Here is a 22,546-nt window from a genome sequence, read left to right on the forward strand (position 1 = left end):
CTGGCAGTGCTGATATTTTAGTGAACCGAATTGTTCGTAACAGCTTCCACATTTAACTGACGAATATCGTCCCAGTCGCTATCTTGCGCGGTAACAATGCCCTCAAATTCAATGCCCGCAAGCAACTGTCGGCCTTCCTCTGATTGCGACATCTTGACCATTGCCTCTTGTAATCGATAGAGAAAATCGGGTTCCAGATCCGGATGTGCGGCGATGGCGTGTGGCGTATATTCGTTGGACTTCCACAAAACCCGTAACTGTTGACGAATGGAGGGACTGACCTGGTCCAGGGTGCGCATAATACCGCCACCGGCCGGATAATGGCCATAGGCGACACTGCGGTATACCTTGTCATGGGAACTCAAATAATTCGCCACGAACGGGATTTTGGCCTTTTTGAGATGGGAGCGGGTCAAAATACTGGCGGCAAATGCGTGCGGAGAGGGAAAGGCCAGTGTCCGGTTAGCAAGCTCAACAAGGTTGTTGAATGGCGCATCCCGATGCACCACCATAATACCCTGAATGCGCTCGTTTTTCTGTCGCGCAAATGCCTGGTAGCCAACCTGCTCACGGGCCACCACATAATGATAGGGATTCATATAGGCAATGTCATAGCGACCATTGAACAGGCGCTCTTCAAATGCCGGAATGCTGGGCGCGGGCCTGAATACCAGCCAGTAACCGGTTTCCTCGCTCAGATAACGCAGAATCGGGTTCCATTGCCGGGACAGCACGGTGGAAGAATGCTGGGGCACGATACCGATAATCACGACTCTGGGCGCGCCGGCAATAAAGAGTATCAGGCCAATGGCTAGCAGTCCCAAAAGGACGAGGTAACGTGCATAATGACGCATCAGGACTTCCAGCTTTAAGGATTGGGGGGTGGCTGAATGCTAACAAATCACCCTCACCGGGAAAAGGGATTGCGGTCTGGCTCCCTGCATGGGCATTCGGAACCAGTGGATCCGTTAAGAAGAATGCCGCCGGCTCGAGCACACTGCAGAAAAACGTCGTACAGCCCATCATGTCCACCAATTCCAGAAAATTTGCCAGGGAAATGTGCGAAGACGATCCCCGGATTATTGAGTCAGTCGTCGGGGATGTGATGAACCAATTGGGCTACGAGCGGCTTCATGTCAAACCCGGTGAGGAAATCCAGTTCGATGAGGCCACGCTCAAGCAATTTCGTCAGAAAAATGACAAACTTCTCCAGGAAGCGACCAGCCGGCAGCAACAAGCCAGTGTCATCGAAGAAATTCGATCCATGGCCAGCTAATCAAACATACCCTGCTGACAACAACAATTACATCTCTCGATGCTTGAACCCGTCTATGCCGGGTTATTTTTTGTCTGATTCCAATACAGGATAACCTGTACTGATCACGCCCCGGGGACCCATGCATTATTACACGGGTCTCCGGGACACGATCTCAGAATCGGTAACCGATATTGAATCCAAAGGATTGTTCGGCAAGACTGATCTTCGCTCCGCTGGTGGGATCGGTCAGCGTTTTCTCCGGAACTTCCATGTAGTGCCAGGCCAGCTCCCAGTGGTTATTCAGCAATACGTTCATACCGACTGTATAGTGCGTTTCGACGATCGCCGGCAGCAACAGATTATTCCCCGCCTGGCTATCGCCAATCGGCGACTCGGCATAGTTATACCCGGCACGCAGGGTCACCCGCTCAGTGATTCCGTAGGAGACACCCAGGGCATAGACCGTCTGATCGTCCCAGCCCGGGTCCATCGGAAATTCACCGCCCGGGCCGGTAACCGACAGCTTGTCCATGGTATCCGACCAGTTAATCCACTTGAGATCCGCCGAAACAGTCAGATTCTCATTGGCGCGATACGCCAGACCGACGGCTGCCTGCTGCGGAAAGTCGAGATCCAGCTTGTACGTTCCGGCTGCAAAGTCACTGCCCCCGCTACTGATGTCACCTTCGGCCAGCTGATATTCCATCGGACTGAAATGCTGCTTGGATTTATAATTAAAGCCCACAGTCAGCTGGTCGTTCACATCGTACAGCAGCCCGAGTCCGAAACCGAGACCAAAGCCGCTGGCGCCGCGTGCCAGATCAAAGTTGATATTCCGGAATGAGTCTCGCTGCTTGAATGCTATCGATTGATAATCCAGGTTCAGAGTCACGCCCACGCTGTAGCGCTCGTTCACGTTCCAGGCAAAGCCGGGGGCCATCTGCCAGAAGGAAACATTGCTGTAACCGTCCCAGTCCTGACCTGGCATGGTGGTGGTCGGCGCATAATCCACGCCCATCCCGGAGGTGCCGTACATCCCGCCACCGAAATAGACCTCGCTGCCCTCGGAGGTCGGGGCCGTCCAGCCGATGGCCGGCACACCATAGATATCGACGGCACTGTCGGCCACGTTCCCGCCCGAGGCGGTGAAGTCGACCGGACGATCCGGCATGAACGCTTCCATGGAGAAGTCAGCCCGGGCACCGACGCGGGCCATGCCGGCCGGGTTGGAAACGGCGGTCATCGCGCTGCCGGGATTGGCGGTCACGGCGCCGCCGAGACTCTTCTGATAACTACCGATGCCGATCAGCTGATAACCATTGGTGGCATGGGCGGACAAGGAGACAAAGACAAAAGCGGTCGCCAGTGCGGCGATGCGCAGGGAGTTGCGGGTAGGTTTCATAACAGACTCACTATTTTCTTATTAACAACAACAAGTTACCTCCCTGGTAACTCACAACCGCCCGGCTCGGGCAGCGCGCATGTTACCGCAAGATGAATAGAAATTGAAAATATTCTAATAAACTTACTTATTGAGGGGGTGGTTCGCAAGCTCCTGCAATAGCCGGACAGGCCGGCCTCATGCCCTCACTCAATATCAGCCCAGCGGGCCAATCAACCGGACCCGGGAGCCTGTCGCCCTGTGCGTGACCAGCGCAGGGCCAGTGGCAAAAACAGGAGCGCACAGAAGACTTCCAGACCGCCGATCACCAGAAACGCCATGGGATAGGCCGGCAATGACGTCTGGCTGAACCACGCCAGCAGCGCCCCGCCGCAAAGCGGTCCCAGCACGAACCCGAGCGACCCGGCGAAGTTAAAACCGCTCATCGCCAGTGCCCGGTGTTGTGGCCGGGAAAGTTCAGCCACCAGCACCAGCGACGGTGCGTACATCACGGAGGCGGTAATCCCCCCGGCGAACATCAGCCAGGGAATCGCGTTACCGGGGGCAAAACCGATCGCCGTGAGCATGACGCCGTAGGCCGTGCTGCCCCCCAGCATCATCAGCATGGGATTCCAGCGCTGCGACAGCAATCCGGCCGGGTAAGTCAGCAGGGAAAAGGGAACCAGAAACAGCGCCATAACGAGGCCGATCATCGCCGCGCCCAGCCCGATAACACTGCTCAGATAGAGCGACAGGGTGGAGACGATAAAGCCCACGGTGAGTCGATCCACAAAAGTGAAAATATAGGATAAAAAGAGGCGACGATTTTGCGGCAAGGCTCGCAGCAGCTTCCCCAGCCGGCTATGTCCGTGTGATGGCGGCTGTTCCTGTAACAACAGCAAGGCAAAAAGAGTCAATCCGCCCAGCAACCAGAACCTGTTCGGCGCCCCACTGTTCACCAACCAACCTGGCAGACAGATTACATGCGCATCAGTCAGGGCTGCGAGGCTAACACATCATAGTGTTTACCGACATCCAGATTATTAAGGGTCAACTCGGCACCAGTATCCAGAGGTTCATTGGTAATCTTGCGAACAACATACCCGTATTTATGAAAAAGCTCCAGCAAGTTTATCCGGTATTGCTCGTCTGTTTTTTTGTAAATTTCGGCCTTGATAACCGGCCTAAACTCGCCAAGAATGCTTTCGATTGCCTTGAGGACATACAGATCATAGCCTTCGGTATCAACCTTGATAAATTTAAGGCGCGGCAAATAGTCAGCATAATCCTCTCGCAATTCTTTCTCGAGATTCACACAAAACACTTCCTGCTTGAACGGGTGGCCATGTTTTAATACAGATATTCCTTCATGACGACCGCCGTTACAGAACCCCGAATCGGAATACTCAAATTCAATAAATGTATCTTCACCAGAGGCTGCCGCCATGATGGTATCGATTTTACCTACGTGAGTGTTTGCACGCGCATTTTTTTCCAGCACATGATAAACAAAAGGATTGGGCTCCAGCGCCAGAACACAACCCGATTTCCCTGCGGCAATAGCCATAGGCAAAGCCGTATCGCCGGAATGAGCGCCTATATCAATACAAAAATCACCTTCGCCAACATATTCTTTATAGGAATCAACCAGCTCGGTATTGATTTTCTTGGTAGATTCCCCGGGGTGCAGCCATTGTGCATAGTGGATTATGTCATTCCCGACGGTGTAATCGGTCACTTTGTAGCGGTAATGCCTGGGCTTGCCTTTGAAACCGAGTATCTGTATCAAGTTCTTCAATTTCATTAATGTCTCTCCTTCGAGCGTCCCGGCGCCCTTCGACTTGCCGGCCTGTCGCCTGATACCGGGGATCTAAATCGGCCAATTCCACTACTATACATGAGGTTGTACGGCGTTTTCCAACGGTTGCATACCGACAGCGGGCATTCTATAGCTATCTGAGCGGAACTACGGTCAAAGTTATAGAACGCCAGGGTACCCGGCTCGCGCCGGTAAACCATCAATGGTTCATGCCAGCAGGCCAATAAGCTCGTTAACTTCACCTTTGGCTTGCCTGACAACTTGCAATGGGTCGATTTTATCCAATCCCAGACGCTCAAATGCGGGAAGTTGATTAAGCGGTGGAGAATCGAGTTTAACGCCTCCTAACAAGGCGCAATGTAACTGGGCGACCTGAATCACATCACAATAGTCAGGAGAAGCCGGTACCCGATTCCAGTTTTCACATTCGCTTGCAACCATGATCAATTCGGAATCAAATCCCCAGCGATCCAGCAGGCGTTTTCCCACGGACGGGGCCAGCTCTTGAAGCATAGTTTCCAGCAAGCTTTGATTGGTTTCGAATGCTTCGCGTTTATCAGCCTGAATCAAAAGCGGTAAAACACCTATGTCATGTAACAGGCCTGCGAGAAAGGCATAATCTGAATCAAAACCATCCAACTTATCACACAAGGCATGCGCTATGGCACCGACACGAATGCTGTGGAAATAAAACCGTCTCATCCGTTTTCTGATACTATCGCTACTCGGCACATAAAGATCGCGCAACACGACACTCATAACAATAGTATATATACTATTAAAACCGATTAGGTTAACGGCACCACGGATATTTTTTATGTTAGCGGCCCCATAGAGTGAACTATTGGCAACCTGTACAACACGTGCCGCAATCACAGGATCTCCCTGTAAAAGCTCGACTACCGTATCCACAGAGAGGTCGTCTTCATCCAGCCCTTTGTAAATTCGCCGGGCTATTTCCGGCAAACTGGGCAGATCCACTTCTTTGTGACTGAACGCTTTATCAACTTCGCGTATAAGACTCGAATCCTCATCATCCTGGATATATTCTTCAACCTGGATGCCATTATCACGTTTCTCGTTTTTTTGAGCCACGTAATTTTTATAGGTACTCTCGTCCAGCGATAACAGTATCGAATCACGGATAGATAAGGCATAGAGACCATGAGTGTGGACCCGGAACAGAGATAATTTCGCCCGCTTCGTTCCTTCACTTACCTGCCCCATCAGCTTGTTTTCTGACAATAGTTTGACTTCACCCTCGATCAGATAAACATGTCGATCCAGGTGTTCATCAGCCGACAGTTTTTCGCCTTTATACAGATGTTCGATCCTGGCGCTGCGTGCAATGTCAAGCAGCCCCACATCCCCGACACCATCAAGATCATCCAGGGAAAGCAAAAGCCTGACAACGGTTTTTTCATCCGCCATGTATGACACACCATAAGAAACAGGACAGGGGAGACTCTGCAAACTATGATTACAGAATTTATCTGGTTAATTATAAAGGAATCCACTTACAGGAACCAACCCATCCCGCGCAGATAATCCGGACCTGGTTGCCCGATCAATGGAAATTATAACATCAAAAAAAGGATGAGATTTTTAAATCGTACCTGGCCTTGTGATTTATAAACAGCTTGCATGTTGCATTTTTTACATATCACTTAAGTATGACTTGGCTTCTTCACCGGGATTGGGCAACCCTGATATGCGCCAGGCATTAAGACAACTTTGAAACAGTTCGTGAATCCAGAATTTATCCTTGCCAAGACGATGACATACAGTATTCATCGCCGGAGCTGCTCCGAACTTTATGAAATAATCCCGCAGGCTGTAAATCACCAGCCAGTGATCTTCGGTTAGCGGGGTAACATTCAGCTCTTGGGCGATTACCCTGGCGGTCTCTTCCGTCCACTGCAGTGGATCGACAATCAGGCCGTCTTCATCCAGCTCCGGCATCATGGGGGTGTTTATCGCAGCTGTCATCAGGTCCTCCTTGCGGAATTCACCGCCGATCAGCGCGGGATATTAATTATTGGTCTGTTCTACAATAAGTATAGACGAGAACAACATTTATGCAGCCTGTTTATCTCACGATTTCAATGTCACATTTTTGGTGAAACTTCTCATACATAAAGCCGATGTACTGATTTAGCAGGATATTTCTTATTCAAGCACCTTTGTGACTTTATGAAGTGCATAACATACCGGATTGTTTCATTATCACGACGACAAGGAGTCGATTCATACCAGGATATAAAATGGTTATTGCCGCCCCAGCAGCCCGCTTTTAAGGCTGCTATCAATTGGTGAGTCCCCCAGCCAGATAGATAACAGTGCACGCTGAAAACCGGGGCTTTCGATTATGACCTTTTGCGAACAGTTAATTTTGACCCGGGTCGTACTGTCGGGCAAAAAATCGATCACCACGACATCATCTTTCACTGTATCGCCAAAAGCCGAATTAAATTTATCAATTTCCTCTTCAATCTCCGCGTATTCCACATCATCCAAATTATCCTCGAACCCTTCTCGCCATGCAGAATGCATTTTATTCTCACTTATTTCGTTATACAAAAAATGCATCATCACACGCTTTGGTGAAGAATCCGACATGATTTGTATCGCGTCGTCAGAAGGTTTCACCAGATACAAGGCTCCCACATAGATATCAAAAATGAACTTGCCACGCACCCCCGTGCCATTCAGCACCAGTTCCTGCTGTGAACCGTCCTGTGTAACCACCTCCGGAATTTCCACACCCTTGGCATTCAGCGCATAAATCGAAGCGCTAAACAGATATAATATTGACATCAACATGCTTATGGTTACTTTTCTCATCACACTTCCCTAACTCAATGTCAGCAATGCAGGTTACCCGTTTATGTTGCCTGTCTTGTCAGATTACAAACTGGTTCGTGGCCATAAGTCGATCTCGGAGAATATCCAGCAGCAACGGATGCGTGCTTATAAGAGGCGTAATGGTGTAATTCAGCCGGGGATAATCTTTCACCACACTGTCGCAGATTTCTTGTACATCTCCTCGTGGCCCGGCGTGACGGCCGGGGAGAAAGAACAACATTGCTATAATGACACGGGTAAGACCTTGTTCGGCCTTATCCCGCAGCCAATTTGCTAACAGATCACCATTAAAATCATATTCCTTCCCCTCGCGTCGTTCCATTACTGCCTGCTCCACACCCAGGGCATGCTGCTGCTCTAACATCCGGGCAATATTACGGCGAACTTCGGTAATCTTCGGGGTTGGTGAACCGTGATCTACCAGCACAACCTGAGCATCCGGTCCACTTATTTCCCTGGCCTGTTGAATATGCTCGAAGACAATCTGTGCCAGACGCGGTTCACCTTCAGGCAAAGGCCAGGTAACCGGCGCCACCTTGACATTTAAATCCGGATATTCCGATTTCAGCCTGGCCACCTCGTCGGGAATGAACGAAGTAATCGCACGACTCACCCCAAAAAACAGTGGCAGCACCACAAACTCCCGCTCATCCTGTTCCAATTGTCTACGCAGAAAACCTTGGAGTACATCAGCTGGCGTTCCAGCCAGCTCCGCAGCAGGGATCGCATCAGCATGCTGCAAAGATACAGGATGGATCAACTCACCGGTATGCTCGCTCAGCTGGGCAGCCAGGCAGCGCAAATATAATGTGGCATCGGGTTGTTTGGACCCATTATCGACAAGCAAGTACACCGGCATCATCATCTCAAATGTTGTTTATCAAGATATTGTCATATTACCAGTTCCAACTGGCGTGCAAAGTCCTGCCCGGCATAATTGACCGGATTGAAACAGTCAACACACCACCCGGGGAAACCCTGATTTTTTCCAGGTCTTGCATGTTAAACTCGCATTTCGTGTGGTTTAAAAACAGGCTAAAAACTCGTAATCTGCCATGCTTAATAGAAGTACTGGAGACTGCCCCGGCTATGACACTTGAATCGGCAATCGCCACCTACGGCTACCTGGCCATTATGGTCGGCATTTTTGTCGAGGGCGAGGCCATCGTCCTGACCGCGGGATTTCTCGCCCACCAGGGTTTACTGAAATTACCCTGGGTCATGACCGCCTCGGTATTCGGGTCGATTCTGACTTACCAGTTCTTTTTCCTGCTTGGCCGGCTAAAGGGTCGTCAGGTACTGAACAACCGACCGGGCTGGCAATCGCGAGTACAACGCATACGTAAACTGCTTGAGCGTCACGATACGCTCATTATTCTGGGATACCGGGGTCTGTTCGGTTTGCGCGCAATCACCCCCTTCGCGCTTGGCATGACCAATATCAGCTATCTGCGTTTTACCTTGCTGGATCTGATACCTGCAACGATCTGGGGGATAGCTGTGTCCTGGGCCGGCTATGTACTGGGCAAGGGGGCGGAAAAACTACTGGATAATGTGGAGGACTATCAGCTCTGGCTGGCTGGTGCCATGATTGTGGTTGGTCTGCTGGTCGTCGGCCTCTATGCACGCCACCGTATGCGTTCCCCATAACACCTATAAGGTGTCAATTATCATATTGGACCAGGTCACTGCCTCGATATTGGCAATGAGAATATCCTCGGTTGACAGTCGGGAAAATTGAACGTTCGCCCAGTCCGCCACTTCGTAGGCCATGACACAACTGAGCGCCTCACCCAGTTGCCCCTTGTGGTAAAGCAGGGCGCTGGTAATTTCATCGCTAAGTGGCAAAGGCTCCAGTAATTTTGGCAATGGTCTCTGCATCAGCAGGTCCAGGGCGGAGAACATTCCCACTGTAAAAAAACTGTCCGCAGGTTTGATACCGGCAGCATCGGCAAGCAGCTCGCACATCTTGGCCCGGGTCATGGCAGTGCGCAGTATCTCTGTCGGACGATCGTCGAGCTGGCTGAGTGCCAGCATCGATGCCCAGCCCGAGAGCTTGCGGCGACCAAGCAGCATAGCACCCTGCTGGACTGACTCGATTTTACGTGGCAAATTAAAAGCCGCCGAATTGATCATTTTCAGCAGCTTGTAGCTGGTGGTCACATCTGTGTTTATCGCCTCCGCCAGATCCTCGTTTTCCGAATCGGGATCATGCAATACTGCAAGCAGATTCATGATCGTCAACCGGTTGGTCGGCAGGCTCTCGGAAGAAATGATCTGGGGGCGGCTCAGAAAGTAACCCTGGAAATACTCGAAGCCGAGATTCGAGCAGAATAAAAATTCCTTGGGGGTTTCAATTTTCTCGGCCAGCAGACTGACCTTATACTGTTTCAGAACATTTACATGTTTCTGAATCTCATCGCGCGAGAGCGCCTGAACATCGATCTTGATAATATCCGCCAGGTGCAGAAGCGGGGCATGTGATGGCTTGTACAGATAATCATCCAGAGCAATGGTATAGCCTGATTCCGACAGCCGGGTAACTGCAGCAACCAGTTTCGGGGTCACCTCGACATCTTCCAGAATCTCGAGAATAACACTTCCCGGCTGAAAGGGAATACGACTCTCATCAAGCAGAAATTTTTCCGTTAAATTAATAGCGGCCAGTTTATTCAGCACCAGCCTGTCAAGCCCGATTTCCATAAACGTATTGATAATCGTGGTAGTTGTCGCTTGCTCACTATCCAGCTTGTCGCCGGCATTGTTTATCTGTCCCTGAGGCCGATACAGGAGCTCATAAGCATAGACATTAAGTTTTCGATCGAAAATTGGCTGGCGACCGACATAGACATTTTGTGGTGTCGCCGCAGCGGAGTCTTCTGAATTATCGCCTGGCATGCTCTGGTTAACCTGTCACATTTTTTGTTTATATATCGACACGCCCTGTCACAGCTTGAGCATCCTGATTAATATGCTAGCATAAATCGGTCAGACGAGGTCCACATGCATTACCCGGTTTATGATAGTCTTCAAATACGACAAGTACTGACTCATCATCAGCGGTGAGGAGTTATACCAGCCTGATCTAATGCCACGCAGGTCTCCAGGCAGTTAAAAAAAATAATAAATTTCCCCAGTAACTACTGGCCATCCTGGAGTAAGGTAGGGGTTTTCACTTATATTATACACAGGACCGTCATAATCATCCGACAAAACCTGACAGAGATACTAAGGTAAAGCAGTGATTAGCGCACAGGCAGTATTGGCACGCGTAAGCCGACAGCTCTCCCCGGGACTGTTTTTGCTGCTTTGTATCGGCTGTGTCAGCGAACTATCTGCGCAGACAAATCAAATCAGCCGTTTTATAGACAAACCTCTTGAAGAGCCTATTGTCCTTCCCGACTGGTTCAAGCTGAGCTTTCTGGACCTTTATGATGACATTGATGAAGCCGTGGCCAGTGGCAAGGACGGATTAATCGTTTATTTTGGCCAGAAACATTGCCCCTATTGCAAGGCACACCTCGAGATAAACTGGGGCGACCCGGATATTGTAAAATATACCCGGGAAAGATTTGATGTAATAGCCATCGACGTAAAAGGCTCTCGAAATATCACCACAGTCGATGGTCACGTCTACGAGGAAAAGGAATTTTCAGTAAAACATAAAACCAACTTCACACCATCTTTGCTTTTCTATAACAACCAAAAAGAAATCGTTCTTAAGCTGCAAGGCTATCATCCTCCGTACAAATTTCGCGCAGCACTGGAGTATGTCAGCGACAGACATTATGAAAAAGAATCATTTAGCGAGTATCTCTCCCGCGCAGAAATGGCGGACAATTATGGAAAGGAACATCTCAACCAGCATGAATCGTTCATGCCAGAACCTTACATTCTGAACAGAAGCATCATCCCTGCAAACAGACCACTGGCAGTCTTTTTCGAGCAACCCCGCTGCCATGCCTGCGATGTGCTGCATGCAGGCCCATTAAGCAATGAAGTCATAACGAATAATCTAAATAAGATGGATGCGGTTCAGCTAAATACGCAGTCTAAAACCAGGCTCGTGACGCCGGACGGACTAAAAACAACCTCCCGACAATGGGCCGACGAACTGGAGCTGTATTATTTCCCAACCATTATATTCTTCGATGAAGAGGGTAAGGAGATCATCCGTATCAATTCCGTGGTCTGGCTTTATCGTTTGAAAAACGTACTCGAGTACGTTTTGTCGGGCGCCTACCAGGATTATGAAACATACCAGTTATGGCGGCAGCACAAAGGGCGCCAGAAAGCGGGATTTGAATAAGACATAAACTGTCTATACAAGATCATTTTTCCGTTTACGAAATGGCTTTAATATGCACCTGTTGCATTAAAAACTGCTCAAACTCCTCTGACTTCAGTGGTTGACAGAGATAGAATCCCTGTACAGTGTCACACCCCAGATTTTGCAGGTAATATAATTGTTCTTCACGCTCCACACCTTCTGCCAGAACATCCAGTCCCAGGCTGTGGCCGAGTTGGACTACAGCACCGGCTATAGCTCCTGAGTCCACGTTTGTATCGATTTCCTTCACAAAGGATCGATCCAGCTTTATACGATGTACCGGCAACTGATTAAGATAGCTCAGAGATGAGTACCCGGTACCAAAATCATCGATTGCCAGACTGATACCAAGATCATGTAGTCCCTGGATTGTTGAGATTGCATCCTTAACATTATCCATAAGCATGCTCTCGGTCAGCTCCAACTCCAAACATTGCCCACTAATATTATACTTATTCAGTATTCTGTCGACGGTCTGTACAAAACTACTATCTCGCAACTGATATACGGATACGTTGACTCCAATCCGAAATCCATAAAAACCCTTATTTTTCCACTCTGCAGCCTGCTTACAGGCAGTACTTAACACCCACTCGCCAATTTCCCTGATAATTCCAGTCGATTCTGCAATCGGGATAAACTCACCCGGTGAAATATCACCACACTCCGGATGTTCCCAGCGTATCAACGCCTCTACCCCCACGATACCACGTGTATTAATATTTATCTGAGGCTGATAAACCAAATATAATTGATTTTGTAAGATCGCCTGTCGCAAGGCCTGATCCAGTGCTATGCGCCTTTCCATCTCCTTCTGCATATCCATATCGAAAAATTGGCAGGAGTTACAATCTGCCGACTTGGCACGGTACATAGCCATATCAGCATGCTTGAGCAACGCATCAGCATCCCCGTCATCAAACGGATAAATTGTCACACCGATACAGACACCTGTATGCACCTCATTTCCTTCGATGCTAAAGGGCCTGGATAGCTCGTTGACAATTTTTTCGATCATCGTTGCACTATTATCTATATGCTCAATATCACTTTGAATTATGACGAACTCGTCCCCTCCGAAGCGAGCAACCGTATCGCTTCTGCGAACACAACGTCGTAAACGCGAAGCCACCTGTTGCAGAAGTTTATCACCTGTATTGTGCCCCAGACTGTCATTAACAAACTTGAACCTGTCCAGATCCAGGAACATTACACCCAGCAACTTCTCATTCCGGTCGGCAGAGGCCAATGCCTGCTCTAAATGTTCACGCATATACGCCCGGTTAGGAAGTCCTGTGAGAACATCGTATAAAGCCATATAACGAATCCTTTCCTGAGCCTGCTTGTTCTCACTGATATCCTCATGAATAGCGACAAAGTGAGTAATTCTTCCTGATTCAATAATCGGCGTGATAACCTGTTCCACAGTATAGAAATGTCCGTCTTTGTGACGTTCCACGAGTTCTCCGCGCCATACCTCACCAGAGAGTATCGTTGACCAGATATGCCGGTAATAATCTTCTTCATGCTGACCGGAATTGAGTACCCGTGGATTTTTCCCCAAAACCTCTGCGCCGCTGAATCCGCTCATTTTTTCAAAGGCCTTGTTAACCCACTCTATGTTGCCGTTTTTATCGGTAATAAAGACAGCATTAGCAGCAGAAGACAGTGCAGTACTCTGGAGCCGAAGTTCCTTCTCGGCTTTTTTACGCTCGGTAATATCGTGAAAGGCCAGAGTCAGTCCAATCAATTTCCCATCCTGAAGCATTGGCGTAGTTACATGACTCACCGGGATCAACTTGCTGTCTTTTCGAGTAAATACGTCATCAATATTTCGACGTAACACCTGATTTTTCAGTGAAAGGTAGATATCGCACTCATCAAAAGAATAGGCTGAACCATCCGATTTTTGATAGTGGACAGCATCATGGAGAAGTACTCCGGACAATTCGTCGCCCTGCCAACCAAGCATCAACTCCGCCTGTCTGTTCATCCAGACGACACGACCTTCCGGATCGATAATAATTACACCTTCCCCAAGACTATTGAGGGCATTGTTGTAGAGTTCTTCGACAGGCAACGTTGTTGAGTTATTCATTAAATATAAATCCGGATACATTTCTGATGTATATACAGCCCCTTTACTATCAATTTTCCCCGGTCTGATACGGCTACTAACCATGTTAACAATACTTATCGCCACGCATTCGCAGGGTGATTTTATTTCTTTAATGTATTGTTATCGTGCAGTTAGATAGAGTCAGCAGACTTACAGATAACCTATTTGCAACAAAACGCCTGGTGAATTCAGCCCTGGGGTCTGGTTGTTCGGGGGAGCTGTTCATCTTGCGGCTGATCGCGCCTCTTAAGAACAGGGGTTTTATGGCGCAGCACAAGATTTAACACAAAGACCTGACAACAAGACATTATAGTTAACGTTCATTTTATGATAAACCTTTTTCTCCGGTTAAAACCCAGTCTGAAAATGTGTTGTTGATTCGCTTCCGCGCTGCTCGATTTGAAAGGGCTCACAAGGCCGGAAATTTTTATGTCACAAATTTGTTAATTTTGTTATCCGCAACACAGCAACGATCTTGATTAAACCCGAGCATCTATCTTGGTCTTTGCGGTATCGTGACACTGTTTATTGATTCATTCAGGCAGGGGTTACAGGTATCAGGGGCAGGGAAAATAATGCAACTGTGCGACAGCATCTCGGGCGTCATTGCGATCGATCATGCGATACGCAGAGCCCCTGTCGCGGCGCCCTTCAAATGAGCGACCCGGTCATGAGGGATAAGATGTGTGCCTGCTCTCGTTCAGCCCTTGCGAGACTCATTCAGTTGCTGCAAGGTCCAGTCGATCAGCTCGGTTGCCAGGACATCACTGGCGTGACCGAAGGCCTCGACGACCGCCGGGATCCTTTCGCCTTTCGCCTTCTCCCGGATGGCAAAGCGTCGGCTGGCGATAATTCGCTTGTCGGTGCTCTCGACCAGATGGACGTCCAGGCGAATGACCACTTCCGGTACGCCCGCCCGGTATTCAACCTGGAACGCGCGCAGTTTCCCGCCGAGTTCGAGTTCGGCCTGCAATCGTTCACTTCCACTGCTGAGCCGGGCTATGCGCCCGTCATTACCAAAGGCCTCGAGCAGATGATCGCGCAACAACACCGGTGCGGGCGAACTCCAGCGAACGTTCGGATAAACGTTCAGCCGATTGCCTTGCGGCACGACCACAATCCGCGTGGTGTTCAAGAGTTCATTGGCCGAAGGCCGATGAATGCGTAATGAAAGCTCTAAAGGCTCTGCCGCCGTCGCGACCACCTCCGAGGGCGGCAGCCGATAAATATCCTGCGGTGCGGGTTCGGGAAAAAGATTGCAGGCAGTCAGACCCGCGACAACAATGACCCCCAGGCCGACCAGCTTGCCCCCTTGCAACAACGATCTCATGGCTGATACTCCCTGACAGGTTCACGACTGAGCAGATAACCAGACGGATTCCGGTCGAAACGCTGCACCGCCTTGCGCACGGCCGCCGTGGAACGGCGCAGCTCATCGAGTGCCGGTCCGAGATCGTCCAGACCCTGCATACCATCGGCCAGCGCCGCCTCGTTTTCGCGCAGCAATCGCTCGACCCGCGCGCTGACCCGGGACAGACTCTCAACGCCACGACGCATCGCCTCGCTCTGGCCGGCCAGCGTTCCGGTAAACCGGTCGAGGTTCTCAAGGCTACGCGCAAGATTCGCGGTATTCTCTCTGGACAGCAACCGGTTACTGTTCTCAAGCAACAGCGAGGTATCGTCGAGCACCTCTGTCAGCGCTTCGCTCAAGCGGGCAATTTGCGAGGGTCTTGCCGTGATTGTCGGCACACTGTCATCCACCTGCTCCAGCGGCGGACTCTGTGCCGACCCGCCGAGCAACTGGATCTCGCTGGCACCGGTAATATTGGCCAGGATCAACTCGGCGCGGGTGTCCTGGCGGACCGGTGTGCTGGCAGCCACCTGGACGCGAGCGATGACCTGTCCCGGATCGTCCGGATCGATCCGGATCCGTTTGACCAACCCCACGGGGATCCCGTTATATAAAACACGATTGCCACTCGCCAGACCGGTAACCGCCTGGCGGAAAACGATATCATACAGCCGGGACTCTTCAGTCGGTCCGCTCTCCGCCAGCCATAATACAAACCACATCGCTCCGGCGGCCACCGCCACGGTGAACAGACCGATCAGAATATAGTGAGCACGGGTTTCCATTTAGCGAACCTCGGTGGTTGTTTGGGCCTGTTGCGCGGCACGACCACGCGGGCCATGAAAGTATTCCTGCACCCAGATATCCGGGGTCGCGGCCACCTCTTCGAGGGTACCGGTAACCAGCACGCGCTTGCGCGATAACACCGCAACCCGGTCGCAAATCGTGTGCAGCGTATCCAGATCGTGTGTGACCAGAAACACGCTGAACCCGAACGCATCACGCAGGGTTAATAATAACCGGTCGAAGGCGGCCGCGCCGATGGGATCGAGCCCGCTGCTGGGCTCGTCGAGAAACAGCAATGGTGGATCCAGCGCCAGGGCACGTGCCAGGGCGGCGCGCTTGACCATCCCGCCGGACAGCTCGGCGGGATAGAGCAGACCCGCCTCCGGCGCCAGCCCGGTCAACGCCAGTTTAACCCAGGCCAGCGACTCGGCCTGCGCACGCGCGAGCCCGCCATGTTCGATCAGCGGCAGAGCGATATTTTCAAGCACCGTCAGGGACGAGAACAACGCCCCCTTTTGAAACAGCACCCCGCTGCGACACATCAGTTGTGCCCGGCGCATCCCGTACAGCGCATACAGATCTTCCCCCAGGAAACGGACCGTGCCGGCGGCCGGCCGCAGCAGCCCCACGAGGCTGCGCAAGAGGACGGATTTGCCGGTGCCGCTGCCGCCCACCACGCCGAGAATCTCGCCGCGATAAAGATCCAGATCCAGCCCGTCATGCACCACATACTCACCAAAGCGGTTGACCAGTCCCCGGACCTCAACCAGTGCTTCGCGCGCCGCGCCGTCGCTCGCATGACTCACCAGCCCGCCTCCATAAAATAAAGCGCCGACACGGCATCCAGCAGGATCACGATAAAGATCGACTGCACCACACTCGAAGTGGTGTGCAAGCCGACCGACTCGGCACTGGCGCCGGACTTGAAGCCTTCCAAGCACCCGATCAGTCCGATGATAAAGGCGAACAGCGGCGCCTTGGACAGGCCGACCCAGAAGTGTTGCAGGGGGACCGCGTTGACGATCTCCAGGTAACGCGTGAGGGAGATATCGAGAGACAGGAGTGAAACAACCGCGCCACCGACCAGGCCTGAAATCACGGCAATAAACGTCAGTAGCGGCAGAGTCACCATCAGTGCCAGCACCCGGGGCAATACCAGCAACTCGATCGGATCCAGCCCCTGCACGCGCAGAGCATCGAGTTCCTCGTTGGCCTTCATCGAACCGATCTGGGCGGTGAAGGCACTGGCGGTCCGCCCGGCCAGCATGATCGCTGTGAGCAGAACGCCGAATTCGCGCATGAAGGAATAGGTCACCAGATCCACCGTGTAAATGGTCAGCCCGAAATCAACCAGCACCGTAGCGCCGAGCAGGGCCACGACCGCCCCGACCAGAAACGTCAGCAAGGCAACGATGGGCACGGCATTCAGGCCGGTCTGCTCGATATGACTGACCAGCGGTGTGAGACGCCAGCGCCGTGGTCGCGGCAGCACCATTAAAAACGTCAGCAACGTTCGTCCCATGAAATCCAGCAACGTCACCAGATCCTGCCAGATGATCACACTCGTGCGCCCGATGTGCGCCGTCACATCGCCAAAGGCATACTGACTTTTGGGAATATCCAGAACAGGGCGCCGCAGCGCATCGCAAACGGTCAGCAACAGCTCGCGGCGTTCCCCGGTCAGGCCGGGCACGGAATCCGGCAGGGCCTGCGTTCGTTCGGCCCCCAGCAACCGGACCAGTAATGTGGCCCCCGCCGTATCCATCTTACCCACGCCCTGAAGATCCAGCCGTAGCGGCGTGTCATCATCCAGGGTCAGCTTCGCCAGCGACGCGTCCAGCACCGTGTAATGCATCAGCGTCCAGTCACCGGTGAGGATCAGCGAGACGCCCTGCGGCCCCTCCTCCAGGCGCGCCTGCCCCGGCGTAGAGGCGGCCGAATCCGGCGCCACTACCCGGCCACCCGATAGCGAAAACGCGGTGGATAGTCCAACACCGCCTGTTGCCCACACCTGCTCATGCCAGGGGTCCCATCCTGTTTGCTGCTAACCTGAATTATTCTTCTGATACATCACTGTACCACTACAACTGCCCTTCGGGCAGTTGTCGGGACGAGGGGAAAAACAAGTTGGCAGATAGCAGTCACAGTTGGCAGCGCGGGATGCGGGGACGAGAGAACTGTAGGAGCGCCTCCGGCGTCCTGCGGACGCAGTGACGAGGAGCGAGGGACGAGTGACGAGGAAAAGCCTTGAGAGTGCCTCCAGCGCGGCAGGCCATGCGGCTCGCACAATCTATCGCGGCGCAGCCGCTCCTACCAAACCTGTCAGAGAAGGTGTTCTCCTCGTCACTCGCAACCCGGACCTCGCCCCTGATTTTGTAGGAGCGCCTCCGGCGCGACAGGTCGTGCGGCCCGCCCGATCTATCGCGGCGCAGCCGCTCCTACCGAACCTGTCAGGTAAGGTGTTTTCCTCGTACCTCGTTACTCGTCACTCGTCCCTGCCCAAAGGGCCAGGCTATGCGGCACTCAAATCCACATCCTTCAACGGCACGCGTCGAATCCGATTGCCGGTGGCGGCGAAGATGGCGTTGAGCACCGCCGGGGCGGCGACGGCGATGGTCGGCTCGCCGATCCCGCCCCAGAAGCCGCCGGAGGGCATGACAATCGTCTCCACTTCCGGCATCTCCTCCATCAGCATCGACGGGAAGTCATGGAAGTTGCTCTGCTCGACACCGCCGTCCTTGATGGTGCACTCGCCGTAAAGCAGCGCCGACAGACCGAAGACGAACGAGCCTTCCACCTGCGCCTCGATCTGTTGCGGGTTGACGGCATGGCCGGGATCGGTGGCGGCGACGATGCGGTGGATTTTGAGTTTGCCCTGCTCATCCACCGATACCTCGGCGCAGGCGGCCACGTAACTGCCGAAGGTCTTGACCACCGCCAGGCCGCGATGGATGCCCTCACCCGCCGGTTTACCCCAGCCGGCCTTTTCGGCCACTGCATCGAGCACCGCCCGGCTTCTGGGCTGGTCGGCCATCAGGCTGCGGCGAAATTCGAGCGGATCCCGGCCGGCGGCATGGGCCAGCTCATCCAGGAAGCATTCCATATAGATGGCGTTCTGGTTGATGTTGACCCCGCGCCAGAAGCCCGGCGGCACCGGCGGGTTGCGCATTGCGTGTTCCACCCGCAGGTTGGGCACGCTGTAGCTGATGGCGTGATCGCCCTCGGGATGAAAGCCCTGGAAAGTGACCGGATCCATGCCGTCCTGCAGCCCGCCGGGCATCACGGCGGCGAGGATCGACTGGCCCGAGATGCGCACGTTTAACCCGGTCAGGTTGCCGGCCTCGTCCAACGCGCCGACCAGCTTGCAGTGGGTGATGGGATGATAGTGACCGTGGGCCATATCCTCCTCGCGGCTCCACAACAATTTGACCGGGGTACCGGGCAGCTGTCTGGCGATGGTCACCGCCTGGGTGACAAAATCATGAAACGCCCCGCGCCGACCAAAGCCGCCGCCCAGGTGAATCTTGTACACATCGCATTTTTCCATCGGTAAGCCGGATGCCTCGACTGCCGCTGCCAGCGCCGCCTCACCGTTTTGCGTGGGGCACCAGACCTCGCACTTGTCTTTGCTCCACAGCGCGGTGGCGTTCATCGGTTCCATGGTGGCGTGGTTCTGGTAGGGATAGCGATAGGTCGCCTCGACGGTGCTGGCCGCGCCGTTTAACGCCTTGTTGACATCACCGGCCTGGTTACCGACAAAGACATCCTTGTCGGAGGTCAGTCCCTCCTCGAGCATTTTATCGATCGCGGCGCTGTCGAGTTTCGCGTTCGGCCCGTGATCCCAGGTGATCGGCAGCGCCTCAAGCGCCTGGTTGGCCTGCCACCAGGTATCGGCCACGACGGCGACGGCGTCCTCACCCACGCGCACCACCTTGCGCACGCCGGGCATGCCAGTGACCTTTTTCTCATCGAACGCTTTGAGCTTGCCACCGAAAGTCGGGCAGGCCTTGATCGCGGCGTTGAGCATGCCGGGCAGTTGCAGGTCGGTGCCGAAGATCTGCTTGCCGTTGAGTTTGTCGTCGGTGTCCAGCCGCGGGATCGGCTTACCAATGATCTCCCACTCGTCCGGTTGTTTCAGTTCTACATGCTGCGGCGGGAACAATTCGGCGGCCGCCTCGGCCACCTGGCCGTAGGTGAGCGTGCGCCCGCTGGGCGGGTGGGTAATCACGCTGTTGGCCGCGCGGCATTCGCCTTTGGGCACCTCCCAGCGCTCGGCCGCCGCCTGTAGCAGCATCTCCCGCGCCACGGCCCCGCCCTTGCGCACATAGCGATGGCTATCACGAATGCCGCGGCTGCCGCCGGTGGAAAAGCTGCCCCAGACCCGATCCCGTGCGCGGTTCTCGCCGGGGGTCGGGTATTCGGTAATGATCCTGTCCCAGTCGCACTCCAGCTCCTCGGCCACCAGTTGCGCCAGGCCGGTCAGGGTCCCCTGCCCCATTTCGGAACGGGCGATGCGAATGATGACCGTGTCATCGGGCTGGATGACGACCCAGGCGCCGATTTCGGGGAAACCTTCGGAGGGCAGCTCATCCCACTCGCCCGCCACGGCCGTGGCACTCATGGGCAGATAGAGCCCGAGGGAGAAGCCCGCGCCCAGCCCGACCGCGCGGGTGCTGGTGATCAGAAACTCGCGCCGGGAGACATTGATGCTGTCGGTTTTCATGAGGTGCGCTCCTTGCCGATCGCCACGGCCCGGTGAATCCCGCGCCGCACCCGGTTGAAGGTGCCGCAGCGGCAGATGTTGGTGACCTGGTTATTGATATCCGCGTCACTGGGCTCGGCGTTTTTATTGAGCAGCGCCGCCGCGGCCATGATCATCCCCGGCTGACAGTAACCGCACTGCGGCACATCCAGCTCCTTCCAGGCCTGCTGCAGCGGATGGCTGTTATCCTCGGAAAGCCCCTCGATGGTGACGATTTGCTTGCCCGCATCCATGGCAGAGACCGGCACGGTACAGGCGCGCACCGCCTCGCCATCCACATGCACCGTGCACGATCCGCACAGGCCGATACCACAGGCATACTTGGTGCCGGTCAGCCCCAGCTGCTCACGCAGCACCCAGAGCAGCGGCGTCGAACCATCGACCTCCACCTCGACCGTTTCGCCGTTGATGTTCAATGTCGCCATGCGAAGCCCTCCGAAAAACCTGCCAGAAGTCTAGACGCGGCAGGCAGGCTTAACAACAGGCTTTGAACGTAGTTTTTGTGGGAAAAGAAAATTGCAGAACAGCTGAATAGTGAGCCTGTAGGAGCGCCCCGCGGGCGCGACGGCCGAATCTGGCACACCAGTCGCGGTCGAAGCCCGCTCCCACAGGGATAGTTGGCAGTTGGCAGTTGGCAGTTGGCAGAAATAATGTAGGCCAGGTTGCGCGCAGCGCTACCTGGCATTCCACAGTCGACAGCGTACCTGTTATCTCTCGCAGAGCCGCCAGGGCGCTGAGAAACACTATCTTTTTAATCCTCAGCGAACTCCGCGTCCCTGCGAGAGTCAGATATCTTCGTATCAAAATAACGAGCCTGTGGGAGCGCCCCACGGGCGCGACTGCCGAATCTGGCACCATCGCGGTCGAAGCCCGCTCCCACAGGGATAGTTGGCAGTTGGCAGTTGGCAGTTGGCAGTAAAAGCTGAACCAGGTTCATTCATCGGTCAAGTGATCGCTCATCATCATCAAACAGTGCCAATAGTGGTGTATACAACGTGCCAGAGGCCTAGGCTGTTAACCGGATTGTTCGCTGGCCACGACGACCTCGTGCATTTCCAGCTTGCCCTCGCCGTCGAATGCCTCCTTTGGCATCGGATTGCTGTGGGCCAGCTTGAAATCCTCGCTGCCTACCCAGGCCTCGAACGACGCTTTGTCCTGCCAGGTGGTCAGCACCACATAGGGGGTCTCGTCACTCTCTGGCCGGAGGACTTCCATGCGCACAAAGCCCGGCTGCTGGTCGATCTGGCCCGCCCGTTGGCGAAAACGTTCCTCGAACGTCTCTTCCCATCCGGCGGCGACCGGCACGCGATTGGCGACAATAAACATGATTACAACTCCACTGATAAGCGATTTTAGTGTGCCTGGGAGTTTATCAAAGATGAGCGGGAAAGCGGTTGCGGTGAACCGGATTACATCAAGAGGTGGCTCACCGTGCTTGATGGGCGCTGCCAGGGATGCAAGACTGAGCGACCGGTTTACTGAATAACGACAATGGGAGAGCCTGATGGCGGAGATTATTGAACTGCCCGACAATTTTTTCGGCAAACACGATCGTGAACGCGTGGAAAGCTTTGCCGCTCACGAAGTGGCCCACGGACGGGCGACGCGCTGGCACTGGGCCAAAGACGACGATGATGACGATATTTTTCAACTGTTCGCCGGCGGCGCGGACGAGTACCTGATCCTCACCCTCAGCCGGGATCGCGAACAGGATGCTTACTGTGCCCACGACGGCGAGGGCCGGCATCTGGTCAGCGGCTCGATGGATCATGTCATGGCCGAGGTGGATGCCTATCTCAGCGCGCTGCATGGCGAGCCACCGGCCTCCTGAATCGCCGCCCGCCCGGGCAACCTGCCTGCCCTGGCCACTGACCG

21 protein-coding genes are annotated in these 22,546 nt (G+C 53.7%); 4 read left to right on the plus strand and 17 right to left on the minus strand.

The window, feature by feature from the left end:
- Positions 1-17: 17 nt before the first annotated feature.
- Positions 18-854, minus strand: coding sequence for a phosphate/phosphite/phosphonate ABC transporter substrate-binding protein (locus U5K34_RS15050; protein WP_322569223.1), 837 nt, complete (start codon positions 852-854; stop codon positions 18-20).
- Here U5K34_RS15050 and U5K34_RS15055 point away from each other — a divergent pair.
- Positions 839-1,276 carry a hypothetical protein gene (locus tag U5K34_RS15055; protein ID WP_322569224.1) on the plus strand — a complete coding sequence of 146 codons (438 nt, stop codon included), beginning with the start codon at positions 839-841 and terminating at the stop codon, positions 1,274-1,276. The two genes, U5K34_RS15050 and U5K34_RS15055, sit on opposite strands and share 16 nt — an antisense overlap.
- A 154-nt stretch (positions 1,277-1,430) precedes the next feature.
- On the opposite strand, the gene U5K34_RS15060 is transcribed toward U5K34_RS15055, so the two are convergent.
- The 7 genes from U5K34_RS15060 to U5K34_RS15090 all read right to left on the minus strand — a co-directional run bounded on the left by U5K34_RS15060 (position 1,431) and on the right by U5K34_RS15090 (position 8,188).
- The gene (locus U5K34_RS15060) at positions 1,431-2,660 is read right to left on the minus strand and encodes an OmpP1/FadL family transporter (protein WP_322569225.1); all 1,230 of its coding nucleotides are present in this window, start codon (positions 2,658-2,660) and stop codon (positions 1,431-1,433) included.
- A 212-nt stretch (positions 2,661-2,872) separates the two neighbouring features.
- Positions 2,873-3,598, minus strand: a complete 726-nt coding sequence (locus U5K34_RS15065) for an MFS transporter (protein ID WP_322569226.1) — start codon at positions 3,596-3,598, stop codon at positions 2,873-2,875.
- Positions 3,599-3,633: 35 nt separating this feature from the next.
- Positions 3,634-4,443, minus strand: coding sequence for an FkbM family methyltransferase (locus U5K34_RS15070; protein WP_322569227.1), 810 nt, complete (start codon positions 4,441-4,443; stop codon positions 3,634-3,636).
- Between the two features lie 222 nt (positions 4,444-4,665).
- The gene (locus U5K34_RS15075; RefSeq protein WP_322569228.1) at positions 4,666-5,889 is read right to left on the minus strand and encodes an HDOD domain-containing protein; all 1,224 of its coding nucleotides are present in this window, start codon (positions 5,887-5,889) and stop codon (positions 4,666-4,668) included.
- 225 nt (positions 5,890-6,114) lie between these two features.
- Entirely contained in the window at positions 6,115-6,447 is a 333-nt protein-coding gene (locus tag U5K34_RS15080) for a TusE/DsrC/DsvC family sulfur relay protein (RefSeq protein WP_322569229.1), read from the minus strand.
- 279 nt (positions 6,448-6,726) lie between these two features.
- Positions 6,727-7,302, minus strand: a complete 576-nt coding sequence (locus tag U5K34_RS15085) for a chalcone isomerase family protein (protein ID WP_322569230.1) — start codon at positions 7,300-7,302, stop codon at positions 6,727-6,729.
- 58 nt (positions 7,303-7,360) lie between these two features.
- Positions 7,361-8,188 (minus strand): sirohydrochlorin chelatase, encoded by an 828-nt coding sequence (locus tag U5K34_RS15090; RefSeq protein WP_322569231.1) that lies wholly within the window; start codon positions 8,186-8,188, stop codon positions 7,361-7,363.
- A 224-nt stretch (positions 8,189-8,412) separates the two neighbouring features.
- On the opposite strand from U5K34_RS15090, the gene U5K34_RS15095 reads away from it, so the two are divergent.
- On the plus strand, positions 8,413-8,973 hold the full coding sequence (locus U5K34_RS15095; RefSeq protein WP_322569232.1) for a DedA family protein: 561 nt from the start codon (positions 8,413-8,415) through the stop codon (positions 8,971-8,973).
- Between the two features lie 3 nt (positions 8,974-8,976).
- On the opposite strand, the gene U5K34_RS15100 is transcribed toward U5K34_RS15095, so the two are convergent.
- Positions 8,977-10,221 carry an EAL and HDOD domain-containing protein gene (locus U5K34_RS15100; RefSeq protein WP_322569233.1) on the minus strand — a complete coding sequence of 415 codons (1,245 nt, stop codon included), beginning with the start codon at positions 10,219-10,221 and terminating at the stop codon, positions 8,977-8,979.
- Positions 10,222-10,564: 343 nt separating this feature from the next.
- On the opposite strand from U5K34_RS15100, the gene U5K34_RS15105 reads away from it, so the two are divergent.
- Positions 10,565-11,632 carry a thioredoxin family protein gene (locus U5K34_RS15105; protein WP_322569234.1) on the plus strand — a complete coding sequence of 356 codons (1,068 nt, stop codon included), beginning with the start codon at positions 10,565-10,567 and terminating at the stop codon, positions 11,630-11,632.
- Between the two features lie 34 nt (positions 11,633-11,666).
- On the opposite strand, the gene U5K34_RS15110 is transcribed toward U5K34_RS15105, so the two are convergent.
- The 8 genes from U5K34_RS15110 to U5K34_RS15145 all read right to left on the minus strand — a co-directional run bounded on the left by U5K34_RS15110 (position 11,667) and on the right by U5K34_RS15145 (position 21,997).
- Complete coding sequence (locus tag U5K34_RS15110) at positions 11,667-13,835, minus strand: putative bifunctional diguanylate cyclase/phosphodiesterase (RefSeq protein WP_322569235.1); 2,169 nt, start codon at positions 13,833-13,835, stop codon at positions 11,667-11,669.
- 637 nt (positions 13,836-14,472) lie between these two features.
- Positions 14,473-15,102, minus strand: coding sequence for an ABC-type transport auxiliary lipoprotein family protein (locus tag U5K34_RS15115; protein WP_322569236.1), 630 nt, complete (start codon positions 15,100-15,102; stop codon positions 14,473-14,475).
- On the minus strand, positions 15,099-15,908 hold the full coding sequence (locus U5K34_RS15120) for an MlaD family protein (protein WP_322569237.1): 810 nt from the start codon (positions 15,906-15,908) through the stop codon (positions 15,099-15,101). Before U5K34_RS15120 ends, U5K34_RS15115 begins: the two co-directional genes overlap by 4 nt.
- Complete coding sequence (locus U5K34_RS15125) at positions 15,909-16,715, minus strand: ABC transporter ATP-binding protein (RefSeq protein ID WP_322569238.1); 807 nt, start codon at positions 16,713-16,715, stop codon at positions 15,909-15,911.
- Entirely contained in the window at positions 16,712-17,764 is a 1,053-nt protein-coding gene (locus U5K34_RS15130) for an MlaE family ABC transporter permease (protein WP_416224119.1), read from the minus strand. Before U5K34_RS15130 ends, U5K34_RS15125 begins: the two co-directional genes overlap by 4 nt.
- Before the next feature lie 657 nt (positions 17,765-18,421).
- Positions 18,422-20,632, minus strand: coding sequence for a xanthine dehydrogenase family protein molybdopterin-binding subunit (locus tag U5K34_RS15135; protein ID WP_322569240.1), 2,211 nt, complete (start codon positions 20,630-20,632; stop codon positions 18,422-18,424).
- Entirely contained in the window at positions 20,629-21,096 is a 468-nt protein-coding gene (locus tag U5K34_RS15140; RefSeq protein ID WP_322569241.1) for a (2Fe-2S)-binding protein, read from the minus strand. The genes U5K34_RS15135 and U5K34_RS15140 overlap by 4 nt, the downstream gene beginning before the upstream one ends.
- A 589-nt stretch (positions 21,097-21,685) precedes the next feature.
- Entirely contained in the window at positions 21,686-21,997 is a 312-nt protein-coding gene (locus U5K34_RS15145; protein WP_322569242.1) for an antibiotic biosynthesis monooxygenase, read from the minus strand.
- A 178-nt stretch (positions 21,998-22,175) separates the two neighbouring features.
- Between U5K34_RS15145 and U5K34_RS15150 the strand changes: the two genes are divergently transcribed.
- Positions 22,176-22,502 (plus strand): hypothetical protein, encoded by a 327-nt coding sequence (locus tag U5K34_RS15150; protein ID WP_322569243.1) that lies wholly within the window; start codon positions 22,176-22,178, stop codon positions 22,500-22,502.
- Positions 22,503-22,546: the final 44 nt, after the last annotated feature.

Origin of the sequence: Thiohalophilus sp., assembly GCF_034521165.1 — a bacterium.
Taxonomy (GTDB): domain Bacteria; phylum Pseudomonadota; class Gammaproteobacteria; order UBA6429; family Thiohalophilaceae; genus Thiohalophilus.

Bases quoted from the DNA above. Each gene is read 5' to 3' on its own strand.
- U5K34_RS15135 (WP_322569240.1), bottom strand. From the start codon at position 20,632: ATGAAAACCGACAGCATCAATGTCTCCCGGCGCGAGTTTCTGATCACC.
- U5K34_RS15075 (WP_322569228.1), bottom strand. From the start codon at position 5,889: ATGGCGGATGAAAAAACCGTTGTCAGGCTTTTGCTTTCCCTGGATGAT.
- U5K34_RS15070 (WP_322569227.1), bottom strand. From the start codon at position 4,443: ATGAAATTGAAGAACTTGATACAGATACTCGGTTTCAAAGGCAAGCCC.
- U5K34_RS15120 (WP_322569237.1), bottom strand. From the start codon at position 15,908: ATGGAAACCCGTGCTCACTATATTCTGATCGGTCTGTTCACCGTGGCG.
- U5K34_RS15115 (WP_322569236.1), bottom strand. From the start codon at position 15,102: ATGAGATCGTTGTTGCAAGGGGGCAAGCTGGTCGGCCTGGGGGTCATT.
- U5K34_RS15110 (WP_322569235.1), bottom strand. From the start codon at position 13,835: ATGGTTAGTAGCCGTATCAGACCGGGGAAAATTGATAGTAAAGGGGCT.
- U5K34_RS15090 (WP_322569231.1), bottom strand. From the start codon at position 8,188: ATGATGATGCCGGTGTACTTGCTTGTCGATAATGGGTCCAAACAACCC.
- U5K34_RS15130 (WP_416224119.1), bottom strand. From the start codon at position 17,764: ATGCATTACACGGTGCTGGACGCGTCGCTGGCGAAGCTGACCCTGGAT.
- U5K34_RS15145 (WP_322569242.1), bottom strand. From the start codon at position 21,997: ATGTTTATTGTCGCCAATCGCGTGCCGGTCGCCGCCGGATGGGAAGAG.
- U5K34_RS15095 (WP_322569232.1), top strand. From the start codon at position 8,413: ATGACACTTGAATCGGCAATCGCCACCTACGGCTACCTGGCCATTATG.
- U5K34_RS15080 (WP_322569229.1), bottom strand. From the start codon at position 6,447: ATGACAGCTGCGATAAACACCCCCATGATGCCGGAGCTGGATGAAGAC.
- U5K34_RS15140 (WP_322569241.1), bottom strand. From the start codon at position 21,096: ATGGCGACATTGAACATCAACGGCGAAACGGTCGAGGTGGAGGTCGAT.
- U5K34_RS15100 (WP_322569233.1), bottom strand. From the start codon at position 10,221: ATGCCAGGCGATAATTCAGAAGACTCCGCTGCGGCGACACCACAAAAT.
- U5K34_RS15060 (WP_322569225.1), bottom strand. From the start codon at position 2,660: ATGAAACCTACCCGCAACTCCCTGCGCATCGCCGCACTGGCGACCGCT.
- U5K34_RS15085 (WP_322569230.1), bottom strand. From the start codon at position 7,302: ATGAGAAAAGTAACCATAAGCATGTTGATGTCAATATTATATCTGTTT.
- U5K34_RS15050 (WP_322569223.1), bottom strand. From the start codon at position 854: ATGCGTCATTATGCACGTTACCTCGTCCTTTTGGGACTGCTAGCCATT.
- U5K34_RS15150 (WP_322569243.1), top strand. From the start codon at position 22,176: ATGGCGGAGATTATTGAACTGCCCGACAATTTTTTCGGCAAACACGAT.